Consider the following 18,725-nt stretch of genomic DNA (forward strand, 5'->3'; position numbering starts at 1 on the left):
GTTTGAAATTTTTGCAAAAATTATTTTATAATAATTATATTAATAATCAGTATAACATTTCTATCTATCTATAGTACAGTAAAGTGTATACGTGCAAAATAAAAAGTAGTAATCCATTTACAAAAAACGGATTACTACTTTTATATTTGTTATAAAATATTTTCTAAACATTGCACTAAAATAATTTTAAGAAACGTATGGTTTATTATCTTTTAATTTCAACCATTTCAAAGGCCTCAATAATGTCGCCTTCCTTAAGATCATTGTATTTTTCAATAGTGATACCACATTCATAACCTTGTGCGACTTCTTTGGCATCATCTTTGAAACGCTTCAATGTATCTAATTCGCCTTCAAATTGGACAATACCGTCTCTAATTACACGTACACCTGCATTACGCGTAATCTTACCGTCAATGACATAACTACCAGCAATTGTACCAACTTTAGATACTTTGAATGTTTGTCTAACTTCTGCTTGACCAATCACTTGTTCTTCAAATTCAGGGTCTAACATACCTTTCATTGCCGATTCAATCTCTTCAATAACATTGTAAATTACACGATGTAAACGCATGTCAACGCCTTCAGTCTCCGCCGCACGTTTTGCACCTGTGTCAGGTCTCACATTAAAACCAATAATGATACCATTTGAGGCATTAGCTAAGGTAACGTCAGATTCATTTATCGCACCAACTGCAGTATGAATAATACGCACATTTACGCCTTCAACATCAATTTTCATTAATGATGCTGCTAAGGCTTCAACTGAACCTTGAACATCACCTTTGATAATAACATTTAAGTCTTTCATTTCACCTTGCTTCATTTGTTCAAACAAGTTATCAAGTGAAACACTTTTGCTTTCTTGTCGTTGTTGTAAAACATTAGATTCATGGCGTGCTTCACCAATTCTTCTTGCTTGTTTTTCATCTTTAAATACTACGAATCTATCTCCTGCTTGAGGAACATCGTTAATACCAGTAATTTCAACGGGAGTAGATGGTCCTGCTGACTTAATACGTTGACCTAAGTCGTTGACCATTGCTCTGATTCTACCATAAGTATTTCCTACAACGATTGGATCTCCAACATTTAATGTTCCATTCTGTACTAATAATGATGCAGCAGGTCCACGAGATTTATCTAACTCTGCTTCGATTACTGTACCTACAGCATGTTGACTAGGATTTGCTTTTAATTCTTGTACTTCAGATGTAAGCACAATCATTTCTAATAAATCGTCTATACCATCGCCACTTAGCGCTGAAAGTGGAACAAAGATTGTGTCGCCACCCCAATCTTCAGGTACCAATCCATATTCAGTTAACTCTTGCATAACTCGATCTGGATTTGATGTTGGTTTATCAATTTTGTTTACCGCGACAATTGTTGGAACGGCTGCTTCTTTTGCATGGTTAATTGCTTCAATTGTTTGTGGCATAACACCGTCGTCTGCTGCCACAACAAGGATTGTAATATCAGTTACTTGTGCACCACGTGCACGCATTGTTGTAAATGCAGCATGTCCTGGAGTATCAAGGAAAGTGATTTTTTTACCATCATTGACAATTTGATATGCACCAATATGTTGTGTAATACCACCAGCTTCGCCAGCTGTAACTTTTGTATTTCTAATTGAATCTAGTAAAGTCGTTTTACCATGGTCAACGTGCCCCATGATTGTTACTACAGCAGGTCTTTCTACTGCATTTTCATCTTCAGTTGCATCTTCGAAATAAACTGATAAGTCCTCTTCATCAATAACGACTTCTTTTTCAGTTTCAACACCATAATCATCTACAATTAACTCTAACGTTTCATCATCTAATGATTGATTGATATTAGCCATAATACCTAGTAAGAATAATTTTTTGATAATACCTGATGAATCGACATTTAACTTGTCAGCTAATTCGCCTACAGTAATTCCATCTTGATACGTTATTTTTGAAGGTGTTTCTTTTGGTTCTTCTTGTTGTTTAGGTTGTTTTTTGTTTTGTTTATTACCTTTATTATTTTTCTTATTGTTATTATTCTGACCATTTTTCTTGTTGTTATTACTTTTTTGTGCTGGCTTTTGATTTGATTTTTGTTGTGATTGATTAGCATCTGCAGTTTGGTTAGGTTTAAATTTCTTATCTAATGCTTTGATTTGATCATCTTCCAAAGCTTGCATATGGTTTGAAACCTCAACGTTCATCTTTTTTAATTCATCTATTATATCTTTACTTTTTATATTTAAATCTTTTGCATATTCGTAAATTCTTTGTTTACTCATATAGTCACTCCTTACTATATTCATCTATCATTGACAATAACTTTTTAGCAAAACCTTGATCTGTAATTCCAATGTTGACTCTTTCTGATTTGCCTAATGCTTGTCCAAGTTCTTCTCGTATACCAAATATTCGCATAGGTACTTTATAACTTTCACATTTATTCTGAATCACTTTTGATGTGTTTTCAGAAGCATCTGATGCTAAGATAACGAGTTTTAATTTATTTTTCTTTAAGTCATTTAAAATGACTGACTCACCTGTTTTAACTTTACCAGCACGCATTGCTAAACCTAAGAAATTCACGATTTTATCTTTATTCATTTAGGAATCTCTTCGCGATAAATCAGACGTATAATTTCTTTATAAACTGGATCTAAGGTTTCAGCATCTGCCTTGAAATATTTTTCTAAAATGCCTTTTTCTTGTGCTTTTTCAACTGATTTAACATCTTTTGAAACATAGGCACCACGGCCTTGTTTTTTACCAGTTGCATCAGCAAATATTTCGCCTTCTTTGTTAATTACTACACGAATCATGTCATTTTTAGGAAACATTTCATTCGAAAGTATACATTTACGCATTGGAATTTTTTTCTTTTTCATAAAGTTATCACTCCAATTAATTATTCAGCGTCTTTTTCTGTTTCTGAATCAGTTGTTCCTTCAGGAATTTCAGAAATTGATTCTTCTACTTCAATATCTTCAGTTTCATCAGATATTTGCAAATCATCCTCAGCTACAGGATAAACACCTGCTTCTCTTGCATCTGACTCTGATTTGATATCAATTTTCCATCCAGTTAATTTGGCCGCCAATCTTGCATTTTGTCCACGTTTACCAATTGCTAATGATAGTTGATAGTCCGGAACTACAACTACAGTTGATTGATTTTCTTCATCAACAATAACTTGCAATACTTGAGAAGGACTTAAAGCATTTTTTACGAAAACTTTAGGATCTTCATCCCATTGTACAATATCAATTTTTTCTCCGCCAAGCTCTTCTACAACCGCTTCAACACGAGCACCTTTAGAACCTACACATGCTCCAACAGCGTCGATATCTGGGTTATCTGAATGAACACTAATTTTAGAACGATCTCCAGCTTCACGTGCAACTGATTTAACAATTACTGTTCCATCAAAGATTTCAGGTACTTCTTGTTCAAATAATCGTTTCAATAAACCTGGATGACTTCTCGAAACATAGATTTGAGGACCTTTTGTTGTTTGTTCAACTTTATTGACATAAACGCGAATTCTTTCATTCGGAATATAACTTTCATTCGGACTTCTTTCAGCCTCAGATAAAACTGCTTCTGTTCTTCCTAAATTCACATAAACATAACGATGATCTACTCTATCAATCAATCCTGTAACGATATCATCTTCTTTATCGATAAATTCATCATATAGAATTTCACGTTCAGCATCACGTAAACGTTGCATTACAGCTTGCTTTGCTGCTTGAGCACCAACACGACCAAAGTCACTTGGTGTAACATCTTCTTCATAGATATCTCCAATTTCATAGGCCGGGTTTTTAACTAGCGCTGTACTTAAATCAATTTCGTCTCTATCATCAAAGACTTCCTCAACTACATCTTTACGCGCAATAACTTTAAAAGTACCTTGATCCATATTTAACTCAACACGAACACTTCTTGCACTATCATAGTTCTTTTTATAAGCAGTTATTAATGCTGCTTCAATTGCATCGACTAATACTTCTCTAGGGATCTTTTTCTCTTTTTCTAAATATTCAGTAGCTAATAATAGTTCATTACTTGACACGATTTATCCTCCTAATCACGTTAAATCATTACAGCATGACGAGCTTTAGCGATTTTACTTCTTGGAATTTTGACTTGCTTCTTTTTAGCTTTTTCTTTAACTTCTAGTACTATCGTTTCTTCATCGACTGATTGTAATATACCCAACCACTCTTTCTCACCTTCAATTGGTGCATAGAGAGAAACAAATACTGGTTTTGAAATTGCGTTTTGATAATCTTTTTCTTTTTTAATTGGTCTTTCAGCACCTGGTGATGCTACATCAAGATAATACATTTCTTGGATTGGATCTTCTTTGTCCATAACTTCACTTATTTTTTCAGAAGCTAATGCACAATCATTTAAATCCACACCACCATCTTTATCGATAGAAACTCTTAAGAAATGGTCTTTTCCTTCTTTGGTAAACTCAACTTCAACTAATTCAAAATTTAAGTCGTCAAGCACTGGTTGAATAATTGCTTCAACTTGCTCAGTTATTTTACTCATGCTGACCTCCTTTTTTGGCAAATAGAAAAGAGCGGGTATTATGCCCACTCTTTCTGCCTGAGTCTAATTTTTTAAGCACCATTATTATATCATATGTTTTTCATGTAGACAAATAACTACATATTTCTAAGCCCATGATGACAATATAATTAGGGTAAAATTAGACTACGCTATATTTAATTTGAAATTAAAGTTAAATATTTTAATATTACATGTCAAATATTGAGAGTTGCGCTTTATCAGGTAAGTTTGGCAATGAACCTAACTCATCTAGATAATCTATAACTTTTTGTGATAGTCCTGCTTTTTTATTTAAATCTTCTTTAGATAAAAATGGACCTTCTTCTCTTGCTTCGACAATTCTTTGTGCTACGTTTTCACCAAGACCTGGTACTGAAATAAATGGAGGAATTAATGTATCACCTTCAATTATAAATTCAAATGCCTTACTTTTTTCAAGGCTTATTGGCTGCATTCTATAGCCTCTTTGTGCCATTTCATTCATAATTTCTAATACTGTCAACGTATCTTTTTCTTTTTTTGCTAAATCCATATATCGACTATACATTTCTTTAACAGTATTACGTATGCTTTCTTTATCTTTAATCATTGAAATTAAATCAAAGTCAGACGCTCTTACAGTAAAATAACTCGCATAATAATAAAGTGGGTAATGTACTTTAAAATAAGCAATTCTCACAGCCATCAGTACATATGCTGCAGCATGGGCTTTAGGGAACATGTATTTAATTTTTCTACAAGAATCTAAATACCAATCTGGTACCTCATTATCGACCATTGCTTCTACCATATCATCTGTTAAACCCTTACCTTTACGAACAAATTCCATTGTTTTAAAGGCTAAAGAAGGCTCTAATCCGTTATACATCAAATAAACCATGATATCATCACGACAACAGATTACACTCGATAAATCACATGTACCAGAGCGGATTAAGTCTTGTGCATTACCTAACCAAACATCAGTACCATGTGATAATCCTGAAATTCTAACTAATTCTGAAAATGATGTTGGTTTTGTATCTTCTAACATTTGTCTAACAAAACCTGTACCAAATTCCGGAACACCAAATGTACCAGTTTTACATAAAATTTCATCAGCAGATACACCAAGTGGATCCGGTGAACTAAATATCCCCATCGTTTCTTTATCATCTACAGGAATTGTCTTAGGATCTATACCAGATAAATCTTGTAACATTCTAATCATTGTTGGATCATCGTGCCCTAGTATATCGAGTTTTAAAACATTGTCATGGATGGAATGGAAATCAAAATGCGTCGTCATCCATGAAGATGACTGATCATCCGCTGGGAATTGCACTGGAGTAAAATCATAAATATCCATATAATCAGGCACAACAATAATACCACCTGGATGTTGACCAGTAGTACGTTTGACACCAGTACATCCTTTAACTAAACGGTCGACTTCTGCACCTCTTTTATGAATACCTTGATCATTTAAATAACCTTTAACAAAACCAAATGCTGTCTTCTCAGCTACCGTACCTATCGTACCAGCTCGGAATACTTTATCCTCACCAAATAGTTCTTTAGTATAATTATGTGCTTCTGGTTGATATTCACCACTGAAGTTCAAGTCAATATCAGGTACTTTATCTCCTTTAAATCCTAAGAACGTTTCAAATGGAATATCTTGGCCTTCTTTAATTAAATCGCAATCGCAATGTGAACATTTTTTATCTGGTAAATCAAAACCAGAACCGACTGAACCATCATTAAAGAACTCACTTTCCTTACATTTTGGACAAATGTAGTGTGGTGGTAATGGATTAACCTCTGTTATTTCCGTCATCGTTGCTACGAAACTAGATCCAACTGAACCACGCGATCCTACTAAGTACCCATCATCAAGTGACTTTTTAACTAGTCTTTGTGAAATCAAATAGATAACTGAAAAACCATTACCGATAATACTCGCCAATTCTTTTTCCAATCTATCAATAACGATTTGTGGTAAATCATCACCATATAATTTTTTAGCATTTGAATAACTTAATTCTCTAATTTCTTCATTTGCACCGTCCATACGTGGTGTATACAACTCATCTTTAATAGGTACAACGCGTTCAATTCGGTCTGCTAATTCATTAGTATTTTTCACAACAATTTCATAAGCAGTTTCTTCACCTAAAAAGTGTAATTCAGATAACATTTCATCTGTAGTTCTAAAATGTGCTTCTGGTAAAGTAGAGCGATTTAATGGATTACCTGGTTGTGAAGCAATTAAAATCTTACGCGCTATACTATCATGTTCAAATAGATAATGTGCATTTCCCGTTGCGATGACAGGTATTTGATTTGCTTCACCTGCTTTTAGTAAACGATCATAAATTTCATGTAACGTTTCATTATCTCTTACTAATTCTCTATCAATTAAATCTTGATATAGTGCTGGTGGTTGAACTTCTATATAGTCATAGTACTTCGCTATTCTTTCTACTTGTGATTGATCTTTTTGCATAACAGCAGTAAATACTTCACCTTCATCACATGCTGATCCAACAAGTAGCCCTTCACGATATTCATCTAATAATGATCGTGGTATTCTTGGCGTTCTATAATAATAGTGAACGAGAGATTCACTTACGATTTTAAATAGGTTTTTCAACCCTTGCTGATTTTGAACAATTAAAGTGACATGATTTGGTCGAGCTCTTTTATAAGCATCTTCATTAGAAAGAGATTGATTAATATCTTTATGATTTTGTACACCTAATTCTTCTAATTGCTTCAACATTTTTATAAAAATATATGCAGTAGCTTCAGTATCGTAAATTGCTCTATGGTGTTGTGTTAACTCTACACCATATTTTTTAGCTAAGAAATTTAATCCATGCTTTCCATATTCAGTGTTAATTGTACGTGAAAGTTCTAGCGTATCGATTACACCGTTAGTGGATTCGCCTAAGCCAACATGCTCATATCCTGTATCAATAAAGCCCATATCAAATGATGCATTATGTGCAACAAATATTGAATCTCCAACCCATTCTTTAAATTCTGTTAAAACTTCTTCAATTTCAGGTGCATCCACTAGCATGTCATCTGTAATATGAGTCAAATTAATAATGGTTTCAGACAATCGTTCATGCGGATTACTAAAACGTTCAAATTTATCAATAATTTCGCCATCTTTAACCTTCACTGCTGCAAGTTCAATTATCTTATCATATTGATTAGAAAGACCTGTCGTTTCCACGTCAAATACTACATATGTTGCTGTTTTAAGATTACAATCAAAAGGTTTATAAGCAATAGGTACACCATCGTCAACTAACATACCTTCCATGCCATATATCATTTTTATTCCATTTTTTTCTGCAGCACTATGAGCGTCTGGAAATGCTTGTACTACATTATGATCTGTAACTGCAATCGCTTTATGACCCCATTTGGCAGCTTGATCTACATATGCGGAAATATTTGGGATACCATCCATTTGACTCATCGATGTATGTAAATGAAATTCAACTCTTTTTTCTTCAGCTTTATCTTGTTTTGGATTTTTTTTAATTTCTTCAATATCCGACATCATCATTACAAGATCCCGTACGAATGTATCCTCTTCTATTCTACCTTGGGCACGAACCCATTTCCCAACACTTAGCGCTTTAAAATGATCTAAATCATCTTTATTTTTTCTAGTAAACATTTTTAATACTAGTGAATCCGTATAGTCTGTTACTTTCAACTCGACAATATGTCGACCGCTTTTTAATTCTTTTAAATTGATATCAAAAATAACACCTTCTATAGCTACTTTGAATTCTTCTTCGATAATAGATTCGATTGAACGTACATTTTCGATTTGAATTGGCTTACCAATTTGACACTTATTAACCGAACTTTCATTGTTGTCTTGCTGTTTTGCTTTTTCAGCTTTCATTTTTTCTAATTTTTCTGTTGCTTCTCTAGCACTTTTCTCATCTTCTTGTTGTATATGTGCTTCTAATGAGGCTAATTCATCTTCTGTTCCAATACTGTCTGTTTCAAATATAATACCGCTAATATCAAATCCACACTGTTGATAAGCTTTTATTAGACTACCATTACATGCCTTATCAAAATGATTTCTTTCAACATCGTTTTGGCACATTACTTTCAACACATCACCAGACATAATTAAACGCTTTTGCTTAAGTTGTCCTTTCACTTTAGGTGATAATTTAGTTTGATCTATACAATAACTAAAATATTTAATAGCAAATTCATCTTGATTTGCTTTATTGAGAATAGTGAAGTTACAGCTCACATTCGCAATAGATTTAAACTCCTCTTGAATTGCATTTATAAATAGTAAATAATTTTCTATTGATAAAAAGTACGGAAATGAAATTTGAAATATCCATGAACGATCTACCGTAGAAACATCTACACGATTTAATTCACTTTGTTCAAGAAATTCTGAATCCAACTGATTCGCAATTTTAATTTGATCAGCTAAGATTTTAAATTTTTCCTGATTTGTCATAGCCATGACGATTACCACCTTACTTTTCATTACACTGTTTTTTATCATATGACGGTGTATATTTTTTATCATTCTCTATATTATAACGCATTTACTATTAATTCTAATATATAAATGCATTACTTTTTAATATTCCAATAATTCTCACATTAATATTAAACAACCTTATTTTGCAACAAATCACCGGCATGTATTGCTATTTAATATCAAAGAAAAACAAAGGAATATCATTCGCTATGATGATATTCCTTCGTGTTATTTTATGATGAATATTTAAACTTTATCACTATAATTATTCATTCGAATATTCATTACGGATTAAAATTTTAAGTATAATTCATTTACATATTGAATTAAATCATCAACATGTATTTCTTCACTTTCTCCATTATCTCTTCGTTTCACTTCTACGATACCTTCTGCTGCATTTTTCCCAACTACTACTCTAATTGGTAAACCAATTAGGTCAGCATCATTAAATTTGACACCTGCACGCTCTTTACGATCATCATATAAGACATCAAAGTCAGTTTTTAATTGTGCGTATAATTGATCTCCTAATTCGCGTTGCTCGTCTTTTTTAGGATTAATTGTAATTAAGTGAATTTCAAATGGTGTAACTGATTTTGGCCAAATAATACCGTTATCATCATTATTTTGTTCAACGATGGCACTTAAAGTTCTTGAAACACCAATACCATAACAACCCATTAATAACGGTTTTGCTTTACCTTGATTATCTAAGAATGTTGCATTCATTGATTCTGAATACTTTGTACCTAGTTTAAATACTTGGCCGACCTCAATACCTTCAGCGAATTTAGCAGAACCTGAACCATCAGCTAATGCTTCACCTTCTAAAATAAATCTAAAATCACCAAATGCAGTAACATCAAAATCGCGTCCTAAGTTCGCATTTAATAAATGATAACCATCTTCATTCGCACCAACTACAATGTTGTTTAAATCTTGTATATAACTATCAGCAAATATTTTGATATCTTTATCAGTTACTGGCCCTAATGAACCTGGTCGAGCACCTAATAAGTTGACGATTTCAGCCTCTGTAGCTAATTCAATATTATCTGTCTCGAAATATGCTTTCAATTTAATATCATTAATTTCATGATGACCACGTACTAAAACCATGATAAATTCGCCATCTACTTTAAAGACCATTGATTTAGTGATTTCATCTAATGGTTTTTCAAGAAAATCAGCTAACTCTTGAGCAGTATGCACATTTGGCGTTTCGATTTTTTCTAAATCTTTAATATCTTCATGCTTTGCATTTGGCACATATACAACTTCTGCTTTTTCTATGTTAGCTGCATAATCACTTTGCTCACTATAAACAATTGTATCTTCACCTATTTCACTTAATGCCATAAATTCATGTGTATGACTACCACCAATAGCTCCAGAATCAGCTACAACTGGTCTTGCATTTATACCAACACGTTTAAATATACGTCCATAAGCTTCGTACATGTCATTATATGATTCATCAAGTGACGCTTCATCAGCATGGAAAGAGTATGCATCTTTCATTATAAATTCTCTTCCACGTAGTAAACCAAATCTCGGACGTTTTTCATCCCTAAATTTTGATTGGATTTGGAATAGTGTTAATGGTAATTGTTTATATGACTTCAACTCATCTCTAACAATTGATGTTACTACTTCTTCATGTGTTGGCCCAAGTGCGAATCCGCGACCATTTCTATCTTGTAATCGCATTAATTCTGGTCCATAGGCATCCCAACGGCCTGACTCTTCCCAAAGTTCAGCTTGTTGCAATGCAGGCATAAGAATTTCTACTGCATCAATACGTTCCATTTCTTCTCTAATTATTGTTTCTATATTATTTAACACTCTTGCAGCTAGTGGTAAATAACTATATATACCACTCGTACTTTGTTTAATTAAACCTGCTTTTAATAATAAACGATGGCTTAGCGCTTCAGCACCAGAAGGAACTTCTTTCATCGTTGGTATAAATACTTTTGATTGTCTCATTGTTTTGCCCCTCTCCAAATTACATTATAAGAAATAGCGTTGGATATCGTTCCATGTCACTAATACCATAATAATTAACACAAATACTGCACCTACAGCAATAATTGCTGTTTCTGCCTTTTTATGAACTGGTTTTCTGAAAATAGCTTCATAAATTACGAATAAGATTCGTCCACCATCAAGTGCTGGAATTGGTAATAAATTCATTAATCCCAAATTGACACTTAATAATGCTGTCCATGAAATAAGATTGATAATGCCTGTTTTCACTACAGAATCTACATTATGGTAGATACCAACAGGGCCATTTAGCATATCAAATGAAAACTGACCAGTGAATATACTAGCAATCATACTTAAAATAGCTGTAAAAATTAATTTACCTGCTACTACCGTTCTTTCAATACCTGAAAGAATTGGCTTAAATAGCGTATGTTCTGTACTTGGTTGATATCCAAGTAGATACTTTGTTTCAGAGTGTGTTTTCGTCATTTTCTGCTCTACTTTTTTAGGTTTAACATCAAATGACTTTTGTTTACCATCACGCTCAACTGTCAATTTTGTCTCATGACTTTTTACTTTAGTCATTGCATTATCAATATCATCTTTATCTTTTATTTGATAATTATCGATTTTTGTAATTGTATCACCGGATTTCAATCCTGCTTTTTGTGCAGGTGTATTATCAAATACTTTATCAATACTATTTGTTGGTGTTCCTTGATAATACGCTAATCCAATAAATATCACTAAAGTAAGTAAGAAGTTAAATAAAGGCCCTGCAAAAAGTGTTAAAAACTTTTGATAAGGTTTTTTATAAGTAAACTGACGATCTTTAGGTGCTATTTGAATTAAGCTACCGTTTTCAACAAAATACGCTTTTTTCGCTATATTATAATGATGACGCTCTTGATCATATGAAGTTACACCTTCTATATATAAACCTTCACTAAAATCACATTGCTTAACTTCAATTGCTTCAATTTGTTGAAATTTATGTTGATCATCTAAAATGATATGAGTGATTTCATCTCTATCATTTAATTTTATTTTTACATGCATTCCGGGTTGTACCGGCGATTCTTCTAAACCGTCTCCCGCCATACGTACATAACCACCGACAGGCAACAATCTAATTGTATATAACGTCTCGTTCTTTCTAAAACTGAATATTTTTGGTCCCATACCTATTGCAAATTCTGGACACATAATACCTGCTCTTTTCGCAAAAAACATATGCCCATATTCATGTACAGAAACAAGTACACCGAATACGATGATAAAAGATATAATCGTTACTAGAAAACTCAATTCAATACACCTCATATTTTCGATATAAATTATTTATTTGGAAGTTGTTCTATTGTTTTATATTCTTAACTTTCAAACTGCTCCAAACCATAACTCAAGATTATAAAAGTATAACACAACTCTACTTTGCGTTACACGTAACTATACTATTTAACTTTTTCATATTTAATAGTTAAAATGTTTATCCTTGTGAAAAGGAGTTAAGAAGTAATGACATCAAAAAAGAATCATTAGATGTCATTACTTCATTAACTCCTGTAAAAGATATATCTATTTTTTGAGTATATTAACTCTATCTAAACTTACATTTGGATAAGAAAGATATTTAATAACGGTAATACAAACATAAAACTATCAAATCTATCGAGAATACCGCCATGACCTGGTAAAATTCGGCCTGAATCTTTCACACCAAAGTGGCGTTTAAAACCAGATTCTACTAAATCACCTAATTGGCCAAACATACTTAAAATAACTGTAAAGATAAGTAATAACCATGTAGCAATATCAAAATCTACAAACATAATCATAATTAAAGGTACGATTAAACTACAAATTAAACCGCCAATAAAGCCTTCAATCGTTTTGTTCGGACTAATTACTGGCCATAATTTATGTTTACCCATAAGGCGACCGAATATATATGCACCAGTATCCGTTAACCACACTACTAAAAATGCAAACAATATGTAATGAATACCTTCGGATCTTGTTTCATATAAATACATAAAACCAATACCTACATATGCAATAGACATTAAACAAAATGCAGCATCCATAAAACTAAATCTATTTTTAGACAGTACTGTATAACTTAATAAAATAAAACTCATAGCAATGAGTGATTTAAGTTGTAAGTCGTTTACCCAAGTTCCTGCATCCTGTGGCAGCATTATAATGAATACCCCTAATGCACTAATAATACCAGGTATAGATAAAAATTTAATCATATTCATATTAAGTAACTCTTTTAAACCAATAAAAGCTAGTAAATATGAAAATAAAATTAAAATTAATCCACCTTTTAATAAAATTGGAAGGAAAATGATCAACGCGATAATTGCCGTTAAAGTTCTAACTTTCATACTTTTCTCCTAACTATCTATAACCCCACCAAAACGTCGTTGGCGTGATTGATAAATTTTAATACAATTTATTAACTCTTCTTTGTCGAAGTCGGGCCACAATTTTTCGTTAAAAATAAATTCACTATATGAAGCTTGCCAAATTAGAAAATTGCTAATTCTTTGTTCTCCAGAAGTTCTAATTAACAATTCAGGATCTGGGTATTTATGCGTCATTAAGTGTTTTTCAATCATTTCCTCTGTAATGGCATCGCTAGATAAACCTTCATTTAAAAGCTCATCATAAATTGATTTCATACTTTGAACAATTTCTGCACGACCTCCATAATTTAAAGCAAAGATTAAACGCAATCCAGTATTGTCTTTAGTCTCTTCAATCGCTTTATTAATAGATTTTAATGTAGTTTGTGGTAAATGCTCCATAAAACCAATTGTTTCGACCTTAACATTTTTTTCTATTAATTCAGGTAAAAATGTTTTTAAAAAGTTTACTGGTAAATTCATGATGTAATTCACTTCACTTTTAGGTCTAGACCAATTTTCAGTCGAAAAAGCATAAAGTGTTAAAAATTTGATTCCTAGGTCACTCGCTTCTTTGGTGATTTCTTTGACTGTTTGCATTCCTTGATAGTGTCCTTTAATTCGCGGCAATCTTCTTTTTTTTGCCCATCTACCATTTCCATCCATAATTATGGCTACATGTTCAGGTATATTATGTAATTCTAGTTCAGAATTTAATTGCTGTGGTTGTTTCTTTTTCTGTTTATTTAACTTTTTAAACATGGTATTTCCTCCGAGCTTGCGTCTCTCTGTTTATTATAATAGGTTCACGATACATTTATCTACCATTTTATCATAATAGATAGGCTCGTTGAATAAACAAATAAAAAAACTGTACCAAAGTCCTATTTGATACAGTTCAGATAAAAATATGCTTTATTCTAAAATCATAGGTCTGCCATATTAAAATGGTGTTCATAATTTAAAACAAATACATTATTACCATGTTTATACTGACATAATATCTTTTTCTTTTTCTTCTAGTAAACTATCTACTTCTTTAATTGAGTCATCAGTTAACTTTTGTACATCTTCTGTTTGTGATCTTAAGTCATCTTCAGTGATATCGCCATCTTTTTGTTGCTTTTTAAGTTCATCATTAGAATCACGACGAACATTTCTAACTGCAACTTTAGTATTTTCACCAATTTTTTTAACATCTTTAACTAAATCTTTACGACGTTCTTCAGTAAGCGCAGGTATGCTAATACGTATTACTTCACCGTCACTTGATGGATTCACGCCAAGATTAGCCGCGTTAATTGCTTTTTCAATATCACTTACAGACGATTTGTCGTAAGGTGAAATTACTAATAAACGGGCTTCTGGTACATTGATGCTTGCCAATTGTTGTACAGGTGTTGGCGCACCATAGTAATCAACTGTTACACCATTCAATAAATTTGAATTTGCTCTACCAGCACTGATATTAGCTAATTCTCTTGAAAGATTATCAATTGTTTTTTTCATTTTTGACTTTGTGTCTTGAAGAATGTCACTCATTGTCATACACCTCTAATTATTTTGTAATTAATGTTCCTATTTTTTCACCCTGTACAGCACGTTTAATATTACCTTCTTCTGTAATTGAAAATACATTTAATGGGATATTATTATCCATACAGAATGATGATGCTGTTGAGTCCATTACTTGTAAACCTTCTTGCAACATTTGAATGTGAGTAAGATGTTCATATTTGACAGCGTTAGGATCTACTTTTGGATCAGCAGAGTATACACCATCAACATTATTTTTACCCATCAAGATAACATCAGCTTCAACTTCTGCTGCACGTAAAGCTGCAGTTGTATCAGTAGAAAAGTATGGATTACCGATTCCAGCTGCAAAAATTACAACACGCTTTTTCTCTAAATGTCTAATTGCACGGCGTCGAATATATGGTTCTGCCACTTGTTTCATTTCGATTGAAGTTAAAACACGTGTATCACACTCTAGTTGTTCTAAACTGTCTTGCAATGCCAAGGCATTCATAACCGTTGCTAACATACCCATGTAATCTGCTGTTCCACGATCCATGCCTAAGTCGCTACCAGTTTTACCTCTCCAAATATTACCGCCACCAACGATAACTGCGATTTCACAATCCATTTTAGCAACTTCTGCTACTTGTTCTGCAACACTTTTTATAATGATTGGATTGATTCCAAAACCATCCTCACCTGCTAGTGCTTCGCCACTTAATTTTAAAACAACACGTTTGTATTTAGAAGTTTGAGCCATTGTCTTATCCTCTCTATTGTAAAAATATGTAATTGATACAAGTAAAGAAGACACAATAGTTCTTCCAATACAAAAGTAAATCTTTCATATGGAGCACAAAAGGTGTCTTCTTTCTTGTTCAAGCTATGAAAAATTATTTCATTTGTCCTTTAACTTCGTCAGCAAAGTTTTCTTCACGTTTTTCCATTCCTTCGCCTACTTCATAACGAACGAAGTCAACAAGTTTTCCACCTTTAGATTTTAAGAAAGCTTCAACTGTTTGATCAGGATCTTTTACAAAGTTTTGGTCAACTGCACAAATTTCTTGTAAATATTTACGTAAACGACCTTCTACCATTTTTTCAACGATATTTTCTGGTTTACCTTCATTTAATGCTTGTTGTTTCAATACTTCTCTTTCATGAGCAATTTCATCTTCACTTACTTGTTCTGATGAAACATATTTAGGGTTAATTGCAGCGATATGCATAGCTACATCTTTAGCTGCTTCGCCATCAGTTGAACCTTCAACTACTGTTAACACGCCAATACGTCCACCCATGTGTAGGTAAGAACCGAATGAATCGTTATCTGTTTTAGTTCTAACAGCAAAACGACGGATGCTTAATTTTTCACCAATTGTAGAAATCGCTTCTTTCACACGTTGGTCTACAGTTTTACCGTCTGATAAAGTTGTTTCTAATAATGCTTCCACTGTTTCAGCTTTTGAATCTAATACTTGGATAGCAATTTCTTTAACTAAGTTTTGGAAACCTTCGTTACGAGCAACGAAGTCAGTTTCTGAGTTGATTTCAACGATAGCTGCTTCGTTTCCTTTTTCCTCAACATGTACTAGACCTTCTGCTGCGATACGATCAGATTTTTTAGCTGCTTTTGCAATACCTTTTTCACGTAGGTAGTCAACTGCTTTATCGATATCTCCATCTGTTTCTGTTAACGCTTTTTTACAGTCCATCATACCAGCGCCAGTTTTTTCACGTAATTCTTTTACAAGTTTAGCTGAAATTGCCATTTCATATTCCTCCATATTAATGAATTTTAATAAATTTATCTTTAAAAAAAGGTGATAAGCCTATTTATCTTATCACCCATTTTACATTATTCTTAGTTTGATTCAACAGAAGTGTCTTCTTCAGTTGTTTCTGCTTCAGTAGCTTTATTTGATTCATCTAAATCAATGTTTTGTTCAGCTGCTACTTCTTCATTTGATACACCTTGTTGACCTTCTAAGATTGCATCTGCCATTTTACCAGTTAATAATTTAACTGCACGAATAGCATCATCGTTTGCAGGGATAACGTAATCAATTTCATCAGGATCACAGTTTGTATCCACGATACCTACGATTGGGATGTTTAATTTACGTGCTTCAGCAATTGCGTTGCGCTCTTTACGAGGATCAACTACAAATAATGCTTGAGGCATTGATTTCATATCACGAATTCCGCCTAAGAATTTAATTAAACGGTCATATTCTTTTTTAAGTTCTACAACTTCTTTTTTAGGTAATACTTCGAATAAGCCATCTTCTTCCATTTTTTCAATTTCATTGATGCGTTTAATACGTTTAGAAATTGTTTTATAGTTAGTTAAGATTCCACCCAACCATCTTTGGTTAACATAGAATTGACCAGAACGCTCAGCTTCAGCTTTAACTGACTCTTGCGCTTGTTTTTTTGTACCAACGAATAAAACTTTTCCGCCATCTTCAGAAATTTGTTTGATGAAGTTATAAGCTTCTTCTACTTTTTTCACTGTTTTTTGTAAATCGATAATATAGATACCGTTTCTTTCAGTGAAGATATATCGTTTCATTTTTGGGTTCCAACGGCGTGTTTGGTGACCGAAGTGAACACCTGCTTCTAGCAATTGTTTCATTGAAATTACTGCCATGATTAAATTCCTCCTATTGGTTTTCTACCTCCATAAAAAGCTCATATAAACACGATAAATCATTATCGCACCGTTCATACTTTCACTTTTCATGTGTGTATTGGCCTTATAGCCGTGAATAAATATATCACATTTGCATCTATAAAGCAATAGTTTCATTACTTAATTTCTCTCATTAAAAAAGAACGTGTAATTTAAAGTTCACGTTCTTTTTCTATTTATATTAATTTGTTTTTAATAGTTTATTTAAATCTTTCTAATTCATCTAAAAATTTATCTTTTTTAACTTTAATGAAAGTACCTTTCATACCTAAAGAACGAGATTCAATAACGCCCGCACTTTCTAATTTTCGTAAAGCATTAACAATTACAGACCTAGTAATTCCAACACGGTCCGCTACTTTAGACGCGATTAGTAATCCTTCTTTCCCGCCTAATTCTTCAAAAATATGTTCAATTGCTTCACTTTCAGAATAAGATAATGAGTTAATTGCCATACTAATTGCTGCTTTATCACGAGCTTCTTTTTCAACTTCGTTATGTTTTTCTCTTAAGATTTCCATGCCAATTACAGTAGCAGCATATTCACCTAAAACTAAATCATTTTCAGAGAAATCATCTTGAACTCTACCAAGCACTAAAGTTCCTAAGCGTTCTCCTCCTCCTAATATAGGGAAAATAGTTGTTCTACTATCTTTGAACAAATCTTTATTTTCTGGTGGGAATACTGTTAGCACATTTTCGATATCAATATTAGATTGTGTTTCTCTCACATCCATAAGTTGATCTGTATATTCACTTGGGATATGGCGATTTTCAAGCATTTGAATAATTCGTTCATTTTTTAATAATTCATTCAAACTAGAACCTAAAATCTTTCCTTTTCTTGAAACGATAAATACGTTTGTTACTGTAACGCTACTTATTGTTTGTGCCATATCTTTAAAGTCTACGGCAATTCCTTTATGCTTTTGCAAAAGTGTATTTAATTCTCTAGTTTTCGATAATAAGCTCATATTCCTTCTCCTTTTTAA

15 protein-coding genes are annotated in these 18,725 nt (G+C 32.7%); all 15 read right to left on the reverse strand.

Features of this window, described 5'->3' with window-relative positions; translation table 11 throughout:
- Positions 1 to 205: 205 nt before the first annotated feature.
- Positions 206 to 2,281 (reverse strand): translation initiation factor IF-2, encoded by a 2,076-nt coding sequence (infB, locus tag MHZ36_RS04930; RefSeq protein WP_239229989.1) that lies wholly within the window; start codon positions 2,279 to 2,281, stop codon positions 206 to 208.
- Between the two features lie 4 nt (positions 2,282 to 2,285).
- Positions 2,286 to 2,603, reverse strand: coding sequence for a L7Ae/L30e/S12e/Gadd45 family ribosomal protein (locus MHZ36_RS04935; protein WP_239229990.1), 318 nt, complete (start codon positions 2,601 to 2,603; stop codon positions 2,286 to 2,288).
- Positions 2,600 to 2,884 carry an RNase P modulator RnpM gene (gene rnpM, locus MHZ36_RS04940; protein ID WP_239229991.1) on the reverse strand — a complete coding sequence of 95 codons (285 nt, stop codon included), beginning with the start codon at positions 2,882 to 2,884 and terminating at the stop codon, positions 2,600 to 2,602. Before rnpM ends, MHZ36_RS04935 begins: the two co-directional genes overlap by 4 nt.
- Positions 2,885 to 2,904: 20 nt before the next feature.
- A complete protein-coding gene (gene nusA, locus MHZ36_RS04945) occupies positions 2,905 to 4,074 on the reverse strand; it encodes a transcription termination factor NusA (protein ID WP_239229992.1) in 1,170 nt (389 codons plus the stop codon).
- 20 nt (positions 4,075 to 4,094) lie between these two features.
- Positions 4,095 to 4,562, reverse strand: a complete 468-nt coding sequence (gene rimP / locus MHZ36_RS04950; protein ID WP_239229993.1) for a ribosome maturation factor RimP — start codon at positions 4,560 to 4,562, stop codon at positions 4,095 to 4,097.
- 208 nt (positions 4,563 to 4,770) lie between these two features.
- Positions 4,771 to 9,087: a PolC-type DNA polymerase III gene (locus tag MHZ36_RS04955; RefSeq protein ID WP_239229994.1), complete on the reverse strand. Its 4,317-nt coding sequence runs from the start codon at positions 9,085 to 9,087 to the stop codon at positions 4,771 to 4,773.
- A gap of 312 nt (positions 9,088 to 9,399) precedes the next feature.
- Positions 9,400 to 11,100, reverse strand: a complete 1,701-nt coding sequence (locus tag MHZ36_RS04960) for a proline--tRNA ligase (protein ID WP_239229995.1) — start codon at positions 11,098 to 11,100, stop codon at positions 9,400 to 9,402.
- Between the two features lie 24 nt (positions 11,101 to 11,124).
- Positions 11,125 to 12,411 (reverse strand): RIP metalloprotease RseP, encoded by a 1,287-nt coding sequence (gene rseP / locus MHZ36_RS04965; RefSeq protein ID WP_239229996.1) that lies wholly within the window; start codon positions 12,409 to 12,411, stop codon positions 11,125 to 11,127.
- Between the two features lie 302 nt (positions 12,412 to 12,713).
- Positions 12,714 to 13,496 carry a phosphatidate cytidylyltransferase gene (locus MHZ36_RS04970; RefSeq protein ID WP_239229997.1) on the reverse strand — a complete coding sequence of 261 codons (783 nt, stop codon included), beginning with the start codon at positions 13,494 to 13,496 and terminating at the stop codon, positions 12,714 to 12,716.
- A 9-nt stretch (positions 13,497 to 13,505) separates the two neighbouring features.
- Complete coding sequence (locus tag MHZ36_RS04975; RefSeq protein WP_239229998.1) at positions 13,506 to 14,279, reverse strand: isoprenyl transferase; 774 nt, start codon at positions 14,277 to 14,279, stop codon at positions 13,506 to 13,508.
- Between the two features lie 225 nt (positions 14,280 to 14,504).
- Complete coding sequence (gene frr / locus MHZ36_RS04980) at positions 14,505 to 15,059, reverse strand: ribosome recycling factor (RefSeq protein WP_239229999.1); 555 nt, start codon at positions 15,057 to 15,059, stop codon at positions 14,505 to 14,507.
- Positions 15,060 to 15,075: 16 nt separating this feature from the next.
- A complete protein-coding gene (gene pyrH, locus MHZ36_RS04985) occupies positions 15,076 to 15,798 on the reverse strand; it encodes a UMP kinase (RefSeq protein ID WP_239230000.1) in 723 nt (240 codons plus the stop codon).
- 133 nt (positions 15,799 to 15,931) lie between these two features.
- Positions 15,932 to 16,810 carry a translation elongation factor Ts gene (gene tsf, locus MHZ36_RS04990; RefSeq protein WP_239230001.1) on the reverse strand — a complete coding sequence of 293 codons (879 nt, stop codon included), beginning with the start codon at positions 16,808 to 16,810 and terminating at the stop codon, positions 15,932 to 15,934.
- 92 nt (positions 16,811 to 16,902) lie between these two features.
- Complete coding sequence (gene rpsB, locus MHZ36_RS04995; RefSeq protein ID WP_239230003.1) at positions 16,903 to 17,691, reverse strand: 30S ribosomal protein S2; 789 nt, start codon at positions 17,689 to 17,691, stop codon at positions 16,903 to 16,905.
- Between the two features lie 242 nt (positions 17,692 to 17,933).
- Positions 17,934 to 18,707 carry a GTP-sensing pleiotropic transcriptional regulator CodY gene (gene codY, locus MHZ36_RS05000; RefSeq protein WP_239230004.1) on the reverse strand — a complete coding sequence of 258 codons (774 nt, stop codon included), beginning with the start codon at positions 18,705 to 18,707 and terminating at the stop codon, positions 17,934 to 17,936.
- Between the last annotated feature and the right edge of the window lie 18 nt (positions 18,708 to 18,725).

Source organism: Staphylococcus sp. ACRSN (genome assembly GCF_022346615.1).
GTDB lineage: Bacteria > Bacillota > Bacilli > Staphylococcales > Staphylococcaceae > Staphylococcus.

Excerpts from the sequence above, each read along its gene's own strand:
- infB (WP_239229989.1), bottom strand. The coding sequence starts at position 2,281 with ATGAGTAAACAAAGAATTTACGAATATGCAAAAGATTTAAATATAAAA.
- MHZ36_RS04935 (WP_239229990.1), bottom strand. The coding sequence starts at position 2,603 with ATGAATAAAGATAAAATCGTGAATTTCTTAGGTTTAGCAATGCGTGCT.
- rnpM (WP_239229991.1), bottom strand. The coding sequence starts at position 2,884 with ATGAAAAAGAAAAAAATTCCAATGCGTAAATGTATACTTTCGAATGAA.
- rimP (WP_239229993.1), bottom strand. The coding sequence starts at position 4,562 with ATGAGTAAAATAACTGAGCAAGTTGAAGCAATTATTCAACCAGTGCTT.
- MHZ36_RS04955 (WP_239229994.1), bottom strand. The coding sequence starts at position 9,087 with ATGGCTATGACAAATCAGGAAAAATTTAAAATCTTAGCTGATCAAATT.
- MHZ36_RS04960 (WP_239229995.1), bottom strand. The coding sequence starts at position 11,100 with ATGAGACAATCAAAAGTATTTATACCAACGATGAAAGAAGTTCCTTCT.
- MHZ36_RS04970 (WP_239229997.1), bottom strand. The coding sequence starts at position 13,496 with ATGAAAGTTAGAACTTTAACGGCAATTATCGCGTTGATCATTTTCCTT.
- MHZ36_RS04975 (WP_239229998.1), bottom strand. The coding sequence starts at position 14,279 with ATGTTTAAAAAGTTAAATAAACAGAAAAAGAAACAACCACAGCAATTA.
- frr (WP_239229999.1), bottom strand. The coding sequence starts at position 15,059 with ATGAGTGACATTCTTCAAGACACAAAGTCAAAAATGAAAAAAACAATT.
- pyrH (WP_239230000.1), bottom strand. The coding sequence starts at position 15,798 with ATGGCTCAAACTTCTAAATACAAACGTGTTGTTTTAAAATTAAGTGGC.
- tsf (WP_239230001.1), bottom strand. The coding sequence starts at position 16,810 with ATGGCAATTTCAGCTAAACTTGTAAAAGAATTACGTGAAAAAACTGGC.
- rpsB (WP_239230003.1), bottom strand. The coding sequence starts at position 17,691 with ATGGCAGTAATTTCAATGAAACAATTGCTAGAAGCAGGTGTTCACTTC.
- codY (WP_239230004.1), bottom strand. The coding sequence starts at position 18,707 with ATGAGCTTATTATCGAAAACTAGAGAATTAAATACACTTTTGCAAAAG.